Below are 12,493 nucleotides of genomic sequence, written 5' to 3'. Positions count from 1 at the left end.
CCACAAGGAGTCCCCAACCATGGCCGAATGGCACGACGCCGCCGCCACCGACGCCCTGGGCGATGACGAGGTGATGGCGCTTTGCATCGCCGGTGTGCCGGTCGCCCTGTTCCGGCAGGAGGGCGCATTTTTCGCCCTGCACGATCTCTGTTCCCACGGGGCGGCCCGGCTGTCCGACGGTTTCGTCGAAAACGGCTGCGTCGAATGCCCGCTGCACCAGGGCCTGATCGACATCCGCAACGGCGCGCCCCGCTCCGCCCCCATCACCGAAGCGGTGCGCAGCTACCCCGTGCGGGTGGTCGGCGACCGCGTTGAAGTCGCGCTGGGGGGCTGAGGCCGATCATGGACAGTGAACTCCCAGCCTCCACCCACTCCCCAACCTCCACCCATGTCGTGATCGGTGGCGGGCAGGCCGCCGCCTGGATCGCCCGCACCCTGCGGACGGAGGGCTTTGCCGGGCGGCTGGTGCTGATCGGTGACGAACCGCGCTGGCCCTACGAACGCCCCGCCTTGTCCAAGGAGTTTCTGCAAGGAACCGGCAGCGTCGAGGCCATCACCCTGTTGGGGGCCGATCTGGCCGCCAGCGCCGGGATCGAATGCTGGCTGGGCCATCCGGTGGTGTCGGTGGACCGGGAGCGCCGCCTCGTCACCACCGCCGACGGGCGGACCGTGACCTATGACACGCTGTATCTCGCCACCGGCGGGCGGGTGCGGCGCATCCCCGGCCTGGAGTCCACGCCGTCGGAGCGCATCCACACCCTGCGCACCCTGGCCGATTCCGAACGGTTGCGGGCGGCGCTGGGCGGGGCCGAGCGGCTGTTGGTGCTGGGCGGCGGCTGGATCGGGCTGGAGGTGGCCGCCACCGCCCGCAAACTGGGGCTGGCGGTGACGGTGGTGGAGGCCGCCCCGCGCCTGTGCGCCCGCACCATGCCGCCGGTGGTGTCCGACTGGCTGCGGGCACTGCACGACTCCCACGGGGTGCGGGTGGTGACGGGCGTCGGGGTGTCCGCCCTGGCCGCCACGGCGACCGGCGTCACCGCGACCCTGGCGAACGGCGAGACGGTGGCGGGCGACCTTGCCCTGGTCGGCATCGGCATCGAGCCGGAGGTCGGCTTGGCCGCCGCCATGGGGCTGGAACTCGACGACGGCATCGTCGTGGACGCGCAGGGCCGCACCTCCGACCCGCGCGTGTTCGCCGCCGGGGACGTCGCCCGCCATCCCAACGGCTTTGCCGGGGCCACCCTGCGCCTGGAATCCTGGGCCAACGCCCAAAATCAGGCCATCGTCGCCGCCAAGGCGGCCCTGGGCGGAACGGCGCGGTACGCCGAGGTTCCGTGGTTCTGGTCCGACCAGTACGGGCTCAACATCCAGATGCTGGGGCTGCCCGGTCAGGGGACCAACGCCCTGCCCCGTGGCGCACCGGAAACCGGAAGCGGCTGTTGGCTGATGCTGGACGCTGCCGGGCGCGCGGTGGGGGCGGTGGCCGTCAACGCCGCCCGCGACCTGCGGGTGCTGCGCAAGATGCTGGAGGACGGCCACGCGCCGGACCCCGACGCCTGGGCCGACACCACCATCCCGGTGCAACGCCTGCCCAGCCGCCCGAACCCCGACCGCCAACCAACGCGCTGACCGTTTCCGGCCACGCGCCGGCCCCACCGAAACGCTCCCCACACAACCGGTGCGCCGCCAGAGACACGGACGCCAAAGCCGGGCGGGGGGCGTGTGCCCCAAACACATCCGAACACAGGGACAATCACGATGAACGATCACCCGATCAACCGCCGCCGCTTTCTCACCACGACCGCCGCCACCGTGGCCGCCGGAGGTTTTGGTTTCACCCCGTCGATCCTGCGCGCGCAAAGCCCGGCGGTGAAGATCGCCTTCGTCGCCACGCTGTCGGGTCCGGGGGCCGCGCTCGGCACCCATCTGCGCGACGGCTGGCTCGCCGGGGTGACGCGGCTGGGCAACCAGTTGGGCGGCCGCGCGGTGGAAACGCTGGTGATCGACGACGAGCTGAAACCCGACGTCGCCGTGTCGAAAGTGCGCGCGGCGCTGGAGCGCGACAAGGTGGACGCGGTGGTCGGCGTTGTCTTCAGCAACATGTTGCAGGCCATCGTCCGGCCGGTGACGGAAAGCAACACCTTCCTCATCACCGCCAACGCCGGGCCGTCCACCGTGGCGGGCAAGGGCTGCAACCCCTTCCTGTTCAGCAGCGCCTATCAGAACGACCAGCCGCACGCGGCGATGGGGCAGGCCGCCCAGGACGCCGGGTACAAGCGGGTCTTCGTGCTGGTTCCGAACTATCAGGCGGGCAAGGACGCGGTGGCCGGGTTCCGCAGCCGCTACAAGGGCGAGGTGGTGGACGAAATCTATGTTCCGCTGAGCCAGCTCGATTTTTCGACCGAGATCACCAAGATCGCCGCCGCCAAGCCCGACGCCATCTTCACCTTCATGCCCGGCGCGCTGGGCGTCAATCTGGTGCGGCAGTACCGCCAGGCCGGGTTGGCGGGCATTCCCTTCCTGTCCACCTTCACCGTCGATGAATCGACCCTGCCCGCGCAGGGCGACGCCGCGCTGGATTTCTTCACCGCCGCCACCTGGGCGCCTAATGTGGACAACCCGCACAGCCGCCGTTTCGTGCAGGAGTTCGAGGCCGCCTATGGCTATGTCCCGTCGAACTTCGCCGCCCACGCCTATGACGCCGCCCACATGCTGGACGCGGCGATCCGCAAGACCAAGGGCGACGTCGCCAACAAGCCCGCCCTGCGCGCCGCACTGGAAAGCGGGGAATTCCCATCGGTGCGCGGGGCGCTGCGGCTGGGGACCAACCACTTCCCGATTCAGGATTTCTGGCTGTGCAAGGTCGCCAAGCGGCCCGACGGCAAGTTCCAGACCGAAACCGTGCGCAAGGTGCTGACCGCCGACACCGACAGCTACGCCGCCGCCTGCCGGATGGGGTGACGCGCCGACCGACGGACAAGGGGGCTTTGCCATGTCGATGCTGCTCGTGCAGGCGCTGAACGGCCTGCAATTCGGGGTGTTGTTGTTTCTGGTGGCCGCCGGACTCAGTCTGGTGTTCGGCGTCATGGACCTCATCAATCTGGCCCATGGGGTCCAATACATGCTGGGGGCCTATGTTGCCGCCACGCTGGGGGTGTGGACCGGCAGTTTCTGGCTGGGCGCGCTGCTGGCGTTGCCGGTGGCGCTGCTGGTCGGTCTGGCGCTGGAATGGCTGGTGTTCCGGCATCTCTACCGCCGCGACCATCTCAGTCAGGTGCTCGCCACCTTCGGCGTCATCCTGACGGTGGAGGAGGCGACGCGCGCGTTGTGGGGCAGCGCCCCGCAAACCGTGCTGGAGCCGACAGCCCTGACCGGCGGGCCGCTGGGCGGGGTGGAGATCGTCGGCGGTCTGCTCTACCCCACCTACCGGCTCATCATCATCGGCGTCGGCGTGGTGGTTCCGCTGCTGCTGTGGTTTCTGGTGGAACGGACGCGGGCGGGGATGCTGGTGCGGGCGGGGGCAACCCACCCGGCGATGGTGGCCGCGCTGGGGGTGGACATCCGCCGCCTGTTCACCGTCGTCTTTGCCTTTGGCGCGATGCTGGCGGGATTCGCCGGAGCGCTGGCCAGCCCGATCTTTCCGGTGGCTCCGGGCATGGGCGACACCGTGTTGATCCTGTGCTTCGTCGTCATCGTGATCGGCGGCGTCGGGTCGATCCGGGGGGCCTTCATCGCCGCGCTGCTGGTCGGGCTGCTCGACACCATCGGGCGGGCCATGCTGCCGGACGCGCTGCGGCTGGTGCTGGATCCGTCCGCCGCGCGGCAGACCGGGGCGGCGCTGGCCTCCATGCTCGTCTACATCGCGATGGCGGGCATTCTCTTCTTCCGCCCGGCGGGGCTGTTTCCGGGGGCGCGCGCATGATCGGCCAACTTCGCACGCACAGCCTGCCGCTGGCCGCGCTGCTGGCGCTGGCGGCGGCCCCCTTCCTGGGTTTTGGCGACGGCTTCGCCCTCAGCCTGCTGGCCCGCGCGATGATCCTGGGGATGGCGGCGGTCAGCCTGTCGCTGTTGATCGGCGGGGCCGGGCTGGTCAGTCTGGGCCACGCCGCGATGATGGGGGTGGGGGCCTACACCGTCGTCGCCTTCGACGCGGCGGGCGTCAGCGAGGGGGTGATCGTCTTCCCGGCGGCCATCGCGGCGGCGGCCCTTTTCGCCCTCGTCACCGGGGCGGTGTCGCTGCGCACCAGCGGCGTGCATTTCATCATGATCACCTTGGCCTTTGGCCAGATGGCCTTTTTCACCGCGTCCTCCTTCTCCAGCCTGGGGGGTGACGACGGATACACGCTCTACGCCCGCACCGAATGGCTGGGAGCGCGGATTCTCGACAACCGCCTGACCTTCCATTTCCTGTGCCTGGCCCTGCTGGCGCTGGTGTGGCTGGGCTGTTCGCGGCTGCTGGCCAGCCGTTTCGGCCGGGTGCTGCGCGCGGCCAAGGAGAACCCGCAACGGGTTCTGGCGGTGGGGTTCCAGCCCTACCCCTACCGGCTGGTCGCCTACACGCTGGCGGGGGCGGTCAGCGGTCTGGCCGGGGCCTTGCTGGCCAACGCGTCGGAGTTCGTCTCCCCCGCGCTGCTGTCCTGGACCCGGTCGGGCGAGCTGATGTTCATGGTCATCCTGGGCGGGGTCGGTTCGTTGAGCGGGGCGATCCTGGGCGCGCTGGCCATCGTGCTGCTGGAGGAATGGCTGTCGCACCTGCTGGTCTATTGGCGGCTGGTGTTCGGGCCGCTGCTGGTTCTGTCGGTTCTGTTCCTGCATGGCGGCCTGATCGGCGTGATCCCACGCACGCGCGCCGCCCTGCGCCTCCTGCCCTGGACCCGGAGAAACGCCAATGCCTGACGAACCCTTGCTGGAGTTGAACGGGCTGTGCAAAAGCTTTGGCGCGCTGGCCGTCACCTCCGACCTGTCGCTGACCGTTCGACCGGGGGAGATCCACGCGATCATCGGCCCCAACGGGGCGGGCAAGACCACGCTCATCCACCAGATCAGCGGAACCCTGCGCCCGGATCGCGGAAGCATCCGCTTTGTCGGGCGCGACGTGACCGCCCTGCCGTTTGAACGCCGCGCCCGGCTGGGGCTGGCGCGCAGCTTCCAGATCACCAGCGTCGTTCCCGGCTTCACCGCGCTGGACAACGTCGCGCTCGCGGTGCAGGCGCGCAGCGGCTCCTCCTTCCGCTTCCTGCGACCGGTCAGCGCCGAAACGGCCCTGAACGACGAGGCCCGCGCCGCGCTGGACACCGTCGGGCTGGGGCGGGTGGCCGGCACCCCCGCCGCCGCCCTGTCGCACGGCGAGAAACGCCAGCTTGAGTTGGCCATCGCCATCGCGATGAATCCCCGCCTGCTGCTGCTGGACGAACCGCTGGCCGGAGCCGGGCCGGAGGAGACCGACCGGCTGATCGGCATCCTGCGCGACCTGCGCCGCCGCTACGGCATCCTGCTGGTGGAGCACGACATGCAGGCCGTGTTCGCGCTGGCCGACCGCATTTCCGTTCTGGTCTATGGCCGCATCATCGTCACCGGCACGGTGGACGAGATCCGCAGCCACCCGGAGGTCCGCACCGCCTATCTTGGAGAGGACGCGTTGGCGTGATGCTGAACATCGATCATCTCACCGCCGGTTACGGCCAGAGCCAGGTTCTGTTCGACGTGTCGCTGTCCATCCAGGCCGGACAGGTGCTGGCCCTGCTGGGCCGCAACGGCATGGGCAAGACCACCACCATTTCCGCCCTGATGGGGATGATTCCCCGCTGGGGCGGGGTCGTCACCCTGGACGGCCGGGACACCAGCCGTTTGCCCTCCCACCGCGTCGCCCGGCTGGGGGTGGGGCTGGTCCCGGAAGGCCGCCAGATCTTCCCCACCCTGACGGTGGAGGAAAACCTTGTCGCCACCGCCGCCGCGCCCGGCGATGGCCCGGCGCGCTGGACGCTGGAAGCGGTGTGGGACCTGTTCCCCCGGCTGAAGGAGCGCCGACGCAATCTGGGCAACCGCCTGTCGGGCGGCGAACAGCAAATGCTCGCCATCGGCCGGGCGCTGATGACCAACCCCCGCCTGCTGATCCTGGACGAGGCGACCGAGGGGTTGGCCCCGGTGATCCGGGGCGAGATTTGGGCGGTGCTCGACATCCTGAAACGGGAAGGGCTGTCCATCCTGCTGGTGGACAAGAACCTGTCGGCGGTGCTGCGACTGGCCGACAACTGCGCGGTCATCGAAAAGGGCCGCACGGTGTGGAGCGGCAGCAGCGACGCGCTGAAACAGGCCGACGACGTGCAAAGCGCCTATCTGCACATGTGAGAAGGCGCTCCCCCTCGCCGCGCGCGCCTCACCCGCGCGCGCGGCGCAGTGTGTCGGACGGGCGTTCGCCAAACCGTTCGGCATACTCCTGGGCAAAGCGACCCAGATGGGTGAAACCGGCGTTGAAGGCGATGGTCGTCACGTTGGCCTCATCACCCGCGCGCAGCCGCCGCTGCACCTCGTCCAGCCGCAGATCGCGCAGATAGCGCAGCGGGCTGACCCCTTCAAAGCGCTTGAAGGAATCGTGCAGCGTGCGTTCCGGCACCCCGGCGGCCTGGGCGATGTCGGCCAGGGTGATGGCCGCGCTGGCGTTCTCCTGCAAAAAGGCGATGGCCCGCCGCACCGAGGCCGGGCGCGCGCCCGAAACCCGATCCGACCGCTCGCGCGCGTCGGCCTCCTCCTGCCCGGCCAGGAACAGGCGCAGCACCAATTGCTCGTATTCGGCGGCGACCAGCGGGTCGCTTTGGATCAGGCGCACGGTGTCGGGATCGCCGATGACGCTGCGCAGCGCCACCAGCCACGGCGTCAGGCGCGGGCTGCGCAGGTCGAGCCGCGCGCCCAGCCGCACCGGACGCGGGCCGGTGAAGGCGGCGAAGCGCTGGCGGTCGATCTTCAGCACCAGCTGTTCGCAATCGGGGGAGAAGCGCCCGGCGATGGCGCTGCCCGGCGCGCAAAACACGCCGTTGGCGTGATCCACCGCGTAGCTGTCGCGTCCCATGCGGATTTCCGCGCTGCCGCTGAGGCAGAGAATGGCCAGATAATAGTCATCCAGCGGCGGCACGGTGATCGACGCCTCGCCAAACTGGATCGTGCCGATCCCCATGCCCTTCATCTTGAGGAAATCCATGTGCGAGGACCGGCCGCCCCGCCGCCCACCCGCCACCAGCGTGTGCGGCTGCATCACCTTGGAAATCCGCTCGCGCGCGTCGTCCAGATCCGGCGTTTCGAACACACGGCACAGGCGCAGCGCGGACGCGTTTTGAGCGTGAAGAGCGGGATTCAGGGCCATGACAGCGCATCCTCTGGGATGGGAACGGTCTTCGCAACAATGAGGAGTCTAAGCAAAAAATGGACCGGTTGGCAGCAGCCTCTTGCGGGGAGTGGAAACGACCGAACCCCGCCGGATGGGCGGGGTTCGGCTGTGCCGGAACAGGCAGGGGATCAGGCGGCCACGCGCGGACGGTCCACCAGATCGCTCGGCAGGCCGTCGCGCGCCTCGACCAGCCGGAAATCAAAGGCGATCTCGGCAAAGGGCCGATCGACGCCACGGGCCTCCATCGCCGTCGGATCGCTGACGTGGCGCAACTCCGGGACCAGACCATCGCGGGTGGCGAAGGCGAAATCGTCGTCGATCAGCGGATCGCCCTGGATGTTGATCTGGGTGGTCAGCTTGCGATAACCCGGCGCGCTGACGAAAAAGTGGATGTGGGCCGGGCGGGCACCGTGGCGGCCCAGCAGATCCAGCAGGAACAGCGTGCGGCTGCCCGGCGGGCAGGCGTAGCCCGACGGCATGATCGAGCGGAAGGCATAGCGGCCATCGGCCCCGGTCTTGATCGTGCCCCGGTTGTTGAACGGGGTTTGCGAGCTGTCGAAGATCGAATAATTGCCCATGCTGTTGGCGTGCCAGACCTCCACCACCGCGTGGGGAATCGGCTTGCCGGTCCCGTCGCGCACGGTCCCGGACATGAACAGCGGCTCGGCCTCGGTGTCCAGACCGTCGTCGATGCGGGCGTTGCCCTCGAACTCCGGCGCGCCGACGACGTGCAGCGGGCCTTCGATGGTGCGCGGGGTTCCGTGGCCGTTCAGACCGGCGGCGGCCTCGCGCTCCTCCACCTGCAAATCGATGAAATGCTCGAAGCCCAACCCCGGAGCCAGCAACCCGATCTCGTTGCCCTTGCACAGCTCGGTCAGATAGTTGCAGGCGGCCCAAAACTCATCGGGGGTCACATCGAAATCGTTCATCGTGTGGAACAGGTCGCGGACGATCCGGTCGACGATGGCCTTGACGCGCGGGTTGGGCGTCTTGCCCTCCGTCGGCTGGGCGAAACGGGTCAGCAGCGCGTCGATGTCCTTGGCTTGCATGGCTTGGAGTCTCCCTAGGGGGTCGCTTGCTTTTGATTGTTGGGATGGTGGGCGGTCAGGCGTCGCCGTCGCGCACCGAGGAGGGGTGTCGGCACAGCGGCGTCACCGCGATGTCCATGTAGGGGAACAGCGGCAGGCCGATCAGAAGATCGTGCAGCTCGCCGTTGTCGGCGACGTCGAACACGCTGACGTTGGCGTATTGCCCGGCCACCCGCCACAGGTGACGCCATTTGCCCGCCCGTTGCAGATCGGCGGCGAGCGTCTTTTCCCGCGCCTTCAGATCGGCCGCGACGTCCGGCGGCATGTCGGCGGGCAGGCGCACGGTCATCGTCACATGAAACAGCATGGGGTCACTCTCCCGCGTGGGTGGTGGCCCGCGCGACATGGACGGAGCGCCGCCGGTCTCGGCGCAGATCGTCCAGCCGCGCGGGGTCGATGTCCACCCCGATGCCCGGCCCGTCCGGCACGATCAGGGTGAAATCCTCGTACCGCAGGGGCGCGGTCAACAGCTCGTCGGTGAACAGCAGGGGGCCGAACAGCTCGGTTCCCCAGTCCAGCCGGGGGACGGTGGCGAAAAGCTGGGCCGCCGCCGCCGTGCCCACCCCGGTTTCGATCATGGTCCCGCCATACAGGCCGATCCCGGCGGCCTCGGCGATGGCGGCGACCTTGGCCGCCGGGCCGACGCCGCCCGATTGCGAGAGCTTGACGGAAAAGACATCCGCCCCGCCCGCCGCCGCCACGCGAAAGGCGTCCTCCGGCCCGCGCAGGATTTCGTCGGCCATCACCGCGATGGGGAAATCCCGTGTCAGTTGGGCGAGCGCGGCCAGATGCTGGCGGCGCACCGGCTGTTCGACCAGATCGGCCCCGGCGTCGGCCAGGGCGGCCAGCCCGCGCCGGGCCTCCGTCACGCTCCAGGCCTGGTTGACGTCCACCCGGACGCTGGCGCGGTTGCCCAGCGCGCGCTTGATCGCGGCGATGTGGGCGATGTCGTCGGCCAGCGCGCGCTTGCCGATCTTCAGCTTGAAAATGTTGTGGCGGCGGGCGTCGAGCAGCCGTTCGGCCTCGGCGATGTCCAGATCGGATTGGCCGCTGGCCAGGGTCCAGGCGCAGGCCATGCGGTCGCGCACCCGCCCGCCGAACAGGCTGGACAGCGGCACGCCCAACCGCCGGGCGGCACCGTCCTGCAACGCGGTTTCGACCGCGCATTTGGCGGTGTTGTTGCCCTGGACGAACACCCCGACCCGCGCCATCGCCGCGCCGACCGCGTCGGCGTCCAGCCCGATCAGCAGCGGGGTCATGTAGGTGTCGATGGCCAGCGCCATCCCCTCCACCGACTCCTCGCCATAGCTCAGACCGCCGATGGTCGTCCCCTCGCCCCAGCCGACCACGCCGTCGGACGCGGTGATGCGGACCAGAACGACGGATTGCGTCTTCATCGTCGCCATCGCCAACACATGCTGGCGGATGGTGGGCAGATCCAGAATGAAGGTTTCAACCCGCTCGATTGTCGTCACGACGCTGTCCCCGATCGCTGTGTGGTGCGGATTGTCGATTGATCCGTCGCGAGATTGCCGCAGGGATTTGTGGGCGTCCAAGACCGTTTGCATCCGAAATCAATACCCAACAGGTATGGAGCCTTGCGGGTGGGCCGGTGGAGGAGGAAGCCCTGTTCGCCGCACGGTTCGCCCCAGGGCAAGAATCGCTTGGCAAACGCCCACCGGCTGGGTTAGGGTTCGCCCATGCAACACGCGCTCATCCTCTCGTCTTCGGGCCTGTCCCGATATTTTGGCCGCTGGTTTAACCCGGCGGCCTAGGATCGCGCACACGTTGCCCCATCCCGAAGCCGCCCCAAGTCCTTGAGGCGGCTTTCGTGTTGTGTACCCGGCGGTACGGCATTCAATCCAAATCAGGACGGATCCCAAACGGATCGCGGGGCGGCCTCGTTTTCCACACGAGGAGGTTCCCATGTTCGATTTCGATGTTGTCACCGGCCCCACCCATCCGCCCCACCCCACCCCCAGCGAACCGCCTCCGGCGGCGGCGCCGGTGCCGCCTTCGGGCCAGCCCGCGCCCCTGGCCGACGCCCCGCAACCGTCCTGACCGGCGGTGACGCAGCGGTGTCCGGCGGCGGTGTGCGGGCCGACCCGATCCGGTCGACATGCCCGCCATCCATGCCCCGCCATCCATACTTCGTGCGATTGCAGAAAAAGGATCACGCACCCTTTTGGGGATTGGCTATGCTAGAAACCGATGGCGGGCAAATCTTCCAATGGGTGCAGAGGCGGCATGCTGACGGGTGACATTCGGAACAAGGTCGATCAAATCTGGAACGCCTTCTGGTCGGGCGGGGTGTCGAACCCATTGTCGGTGATCGAACAGATCACCTACCTGCTGTTCATCAAGCGGCTGGACGATCTGCACACGCTGGAGGAGAACAAGGCCGCCAATCTGGGCATCCCGATGGAACGGCGCATCTTCCCCGATGGGCAGGATGCGCAGGGGTGTGACTGGTCGGACCTGCGCTGGTCGCGCTTCCGGAATTTCGAGGCCCGCGCCATGATGGAGGTGGTGGCCGACCGCGTGTTCCCCTTCCTGCGCCAGATGGGGGAGGAGGGGTCGAGCTATGGCGAGCACATGCGCGACGCGCGCCTGGGCTTTTCCAACGCCGCCCTGCTGGCCAAGGCCGTCGACCTGCTGGACAAGATCCCGATGGAGGATCGCGACACCAAGGGCGACCTGTACGAGTACATGCTGGGCAAGATCGCCAGCGCCGGACAGAACGGCCAGTTCCGCACCCCGCGCCACATCATCCAGTTGATGGTGGAGATGACCGCACCGACGCCGCAGGATGTGATCTGCGATCCGGCGGCGGGCACCTGCGGTTTCCTGGTGGCGGCGGGCGAATATCTGCGGGGGAAACACCCGGCCCTGTTCCGGGATGAGAGGCTGCGTCGGCATTTCCACAGCGGCCTGTTCCACGGCTTTGATTTCGATCCGACCATGCTGCGCATCGGGTCGATGAACATGGTGCTGCACGGGGTGGAAAACCCGGATGTCAGCTATCGCGACAGTCTGGCGCAGGAGCATGACGGCGACGCCGGGCGCTATTCCCTGATCCTGGCCAACCCGCCCTTTGCCGGGTCGCTGGATTACGAACAGACGGCCAAGGATTTGCAGCAGATCGTCAAGACCAAGAAGACGGAGCTGCTGTTCATCGCCCTGTTCCTGCGCCTGATGAAAACCGGCGGGCGGGCGGCGGTGATCGTGCCGGACGGCGTGCTGTTCGGATCGTCCACCGCGCACAAGGCGTTGCGCGAGACGCTGGTGGAACGGCACAAGCTGGACGCGGTGCTGAAACTGCCGTCGGGCGTGTTCCGCCCCTACGCCGGTGTGTCCACCGCCATCCTGTTCTTCACCAAGACCGGGGTGGGCGGCACCGACCATGTGTGGTTCTATGATCTCCAGGCCGATGGCTTCAGCCTGGATGACAAGCGCGCCGACCTGCTGCCCCCGGAAAAACAGGGGCCGATCCCGGCCATGGCGCTGGAATCCGGCGATCATGACAAGAACAACCTGCCCGACGCGCTGGCCCGCTGGGCCGAGCGTGACGGCGCGGAACGGAACAACCCGCGCACGGCGCAGAGCTTTTGCGTGCCCAAGGCCGACATCGCCGCCACCGGCACCTATGACCTGTCGCTGAACCGCTACAAGCAGGTGGAACACGAAGAGGTCGCCCACGAAAGCCCCGCCGCCATCATCGCCGATCTGCGGCGGTTGGAGGCGGACATCAGCGACGGGCTGAGCAAGCTGGAGGCGATGCTGGGATGACGTGGCCTATCGTTGCATTAAAAGAATGCGCTCGTATTGTCGGAGGAGCTACGCCAAAGAGCGAAGTTGCTGAGTATTGGGATGGCGATATTCCATGGACTACGCCTAAAGACCTATCTGACCTAGAGGGGAAATTTCTGAGCGATACGGGGACTATCCGGAATTTCGTGCTCGGCGGGGCGGGTTTTAATCTCAGGCGCTCATCGCCTTTGAGAAACGCTCGCCGAACATGACG

13 protein-coding genes are annotated in these 12,493 nt (G+C 68.1%); 9 read left to right on the top strand and 4 right to left on the bottom strand.

Annotation, left to right across the window (positions count from 1 at the left end):
* The first annotated feature begins 19 nt into the window (after window positions 1-19).
* The 7 genes from andAb to EJ903_RS09330 all read left to right on the top strand — a co-directional run bounded on the left by andAb (window position 20) and on the right by EJ903_RS09330 (window position 6,348).
* Window positions 20-334 carry an anthranilate 1,2-dioxygenase ferredoxin subunit AndAb gene (andAb, locus tag EJ903_RS09360; protein ID WP_126614462.1) on the top strand — a complete coding sequence of 105 codons (315 nt, stop codon included), beginning with the start codon at window positions 20-22 and terminating at the stop codon, window positions 332-334.
* Window positions 335-342: 8 nt separating this feature from the next.
* The gene (locus tag EJ903_RS09355) at window positions 343-1,629 is read left to right on the top strand and encodes an NAD(P)/FAD-dependent oxidoreductase (protein ID WP_126614460.1); all 1,287 of its coding nucleotides are present in this window, start codon (window positions 343-345) and stop codon (window positions 1,627-1,629) included.
* A gap of 129 nt (window positions 1,630-1,758) precedes the next feature.
* Entirely contained in the window at window positions 1,759-2,961 is a 1,203-nt protein-coding gene (locus EJ903_RS09350) for an ABC transporter substrate-binding protein (protein WP_174237273.1), read from the top strand.
* A 31-nt stretch (window positions 2,962-2,992) separates the two neighbouring features.
* Entirely contained in the window at window positions 2,993-3,922 is a 930-nt protein-coding gene (locus EJ903_RS09345) for a branched-chain amino acid ABC transporter permease (protein WP_126614458.1), read from the top strand.
* Window positions 3,919-4,896, top strand: a complete 978-nt coding sequence (locus tag EJ903_RS09340) for a branched-chain amino acid ABC transporter permease (protein ID WP_126614456.1) — start codon at window positions 3,919-3,921, stop codon at window positions 4,894-4,896. The genes EJ903_RS09345 and EJ903_RS09340 overlap by 4 nt, the downstream gene beginning before the upstream one ends.
* The gene (locus EJ903_RS09335) at window positions 4,889-5,647 is read left to right on the top strand and encodes an ABC transporter ATP-binding protein (RefSeq protein WP_126614454.1); all 759 of its coding nucleotides are present in this window, start codon (window positions 4,889-4,891) and stop codon (window positions 5,645-5,647) included. The genes EJ903_RS09340 and EJ903_RS09335 overlap by 8 nt, the downstream gene beginning before the upstream one ends.
* Window positions 5,647-6,348 carry an ABC transporter ATP-binding protein gene (locus EJ903_RS09330; RefSeq protein ID WP_126614452.1) on the top strand — a complete coding sequence of 234 codons (702 nt, stop codon included), beginning with the start codon at window positions 5,647-5,649 and terminating at the stop codon, window positions 6,346-6,348. Before EJ903_RS09335 ends, EJ903_RS09330 begins: the two co-directional genes overlap by 1 nt.
* A gap of 28 nt (window positions 6,349-6,376) precedes the next feature.
* On the opposite strand, the gene EJ903_RS09325 is transcribed toward EJ903_RS09330, so the two are convergent.
* From EJ903_RS09325 to EJ903_RS09310, 4 genes are all read right to left on the bottom strand, one after another.
* The gene (locus EJ903_RS09325; protein WP_126614450.1) at window positions 6,377-7,357 is read right to left on the bottom strand and encodes an AraC family transcriptional regulator; all 981 of its coding nucleotides are present in this window, start codon (window positions 7,355-7,357) and stop codon (window positions 6,377-6,379) included.
* 152 nt (window positions 7,358-7,509) lie between these two features.
* Window positions 7,510-8,430 carry a catechol 1,2-dioxygenase gene (gene catA / locus EJ903_RS09320; protein ID WP_126614448.1) on the bottom strand — a complete coding sequence of 307 codons (921 nt, stop codon included), beginning with the start codon at window positions 8,428-8,430 and terminating at the stop codon, window positions 7,510-7,512.
* A gap of 55 nt (window positions 8,431-8,485) precedes the next feature.
* On the bottom strand, window positions 8,486-8,776 hold the full coding sequence (gene catC / locus EJ903_RS09315) for a muconolactone Delta-isomerase (protein WP_126614446.1): 291 nt from the start codon (window positions 8,774-8,776) through the stop codon (window positions 8,486-8,488).
* Between the two features lie 4 nt (window positions 8,777-8,780).
* Window positions 8,781-9,944, bottom strand: coding sequence for a muconate/chloromuconate family cycloisomerase (locus tag EJ903_RS09310; protein WP_246015390.1), 1,164 nt, complete (start codon window positions 9,942-9,944; stop codon window positions 8,781-8,783).
* Between the two features lie 451 nt (window positions 9,945-10,395).
* Here EJ903_RS09310 and EJ903_RS27995 point away from each other — a divergent pair, with 451 nt between their 5' ends.
* Together EJ903_RS27995 and EJ903_RS09305 are read left to right on the top strand one after the other, a co-directional pair.
* Window positions 10,396-10,530, top strand: a complete 135-nt coding sequence (locus EJ903_RS27995; protein WP_281274758.1) for a hypothetical protein — start codon at window positions 10,396-10,398, stop codon at window positions 10,528-10,530.
* A gap of 186 nt (window positions 10,531-10,716) precedes the next feature.
* Window positions 10,717-12,258, top strand: coding sequence for a type I restriction-modification system subunit M (locus EJ903_RS09305; RefSeq protein ID WP_126614442.1), 1,542 nt, complete (start codon window positions 10,717-10,719; stop codon window positions 12,256-12,258).
* Window positions 12,259-12,493 lie beyond the last annotated feature (235 nt).

It is taken from the genome of Azospirillum griseum (assembly GCF_003966125.1).
Classification (GTDB): domain Bacteria; phylum Pseudomonadota; class Alphaproteobacteria; order Azospirillales; family Azospirillaceae; genus Azospirillum; species Azospirillum griseum.
Note: the sequence above shows the minus strand (reverse complement) of the source record. Positions and strands in the feature narration are given on the sequence as shown.

Bases quoted from the DNA above. Each gene is read 5' to 3' on its own strand.
- EJ903_RS09325 (WP_126614450.1), bottom strand. From the start codon at position 7,357: ATGGCCCTGAATCCCGCTCTTCACGCTCAAAACGCGTCCGCGCTGCGC.
- catA (WP_126614448.1), bottom strand. From the start codon at position 8,430: ATGCAAGCCAAGGACATCGACGCGCTGCTGACCCGTTTCGCCCAGCCG.
- EJ903_RS09355 (WP_126614460.1), top strand. From the start codon at position 343: ATGGACAGTGAACTCCCAGCCTCCACCCACTCCCCAACCTCCACCCAT.
- andAb (WP_126614462.1), top strand. From the start codon at position 20: ATGGCCGAATGGCACGACGCCGCCGCCACCGACGCCCTGGGCGATGAC.
- EJ903_RS09350 (WP_174237273.1), top strand. From the start codon at position 1,759: ATGAACGATCACCCGATCAACCGCCGCCGCTTTCTCACCACGACCGCC.
- EJ903_RS09330 (WP_126614452.1), top strand. From the start codon at position 5,647: ATGCTGAACATCGATCATCTCACCGCCGGTTACGGCCAGAGCCAGGTT.
- EJ903_RS09335 (WP_126614454.1), top strand. From the start codon at position 4,889: ATGCCTGACGAACCCTTGCTGGAGTTGAACGGGCTGTGCAAAAGCTTT.
- EJ903_RS09340 (WP_126614456.1), top strand. From the start codon at position 3,919: ATGATCGGCCAACTTCGCACGCACAGCCTGCCGCTGGCCGCGCTGCTG.
- EJ903_RS27995 (WP_281274758.1), top strand. From the start codon at position 10,396: ATGTTCGATTTCGATGTTGTCACCGGCCCCACCCATCCGCCCCACCCC.
- catC (WP_126614446.1), bottom strand. From the start codon at position 8,776: ATGCTGTTTCATGTGACGATGACCGTGCGCCTGCCCGCCGACATGCCG.
- EJ903_RS09305 (WP_126614442.1), top strand. From the start codon at position 10,717: ATGCTGACGGGTGACATTCGGAACAAGGTCGATCAAATCTGGAACGCC.
- EJ903_RS09345 (WP_126614458.1), top strand. From the start codon at position 2,993: ATGTCGATGCTGCTCGTGCAGGCGCTGAACGGCCTGCAATTCGGGGTG.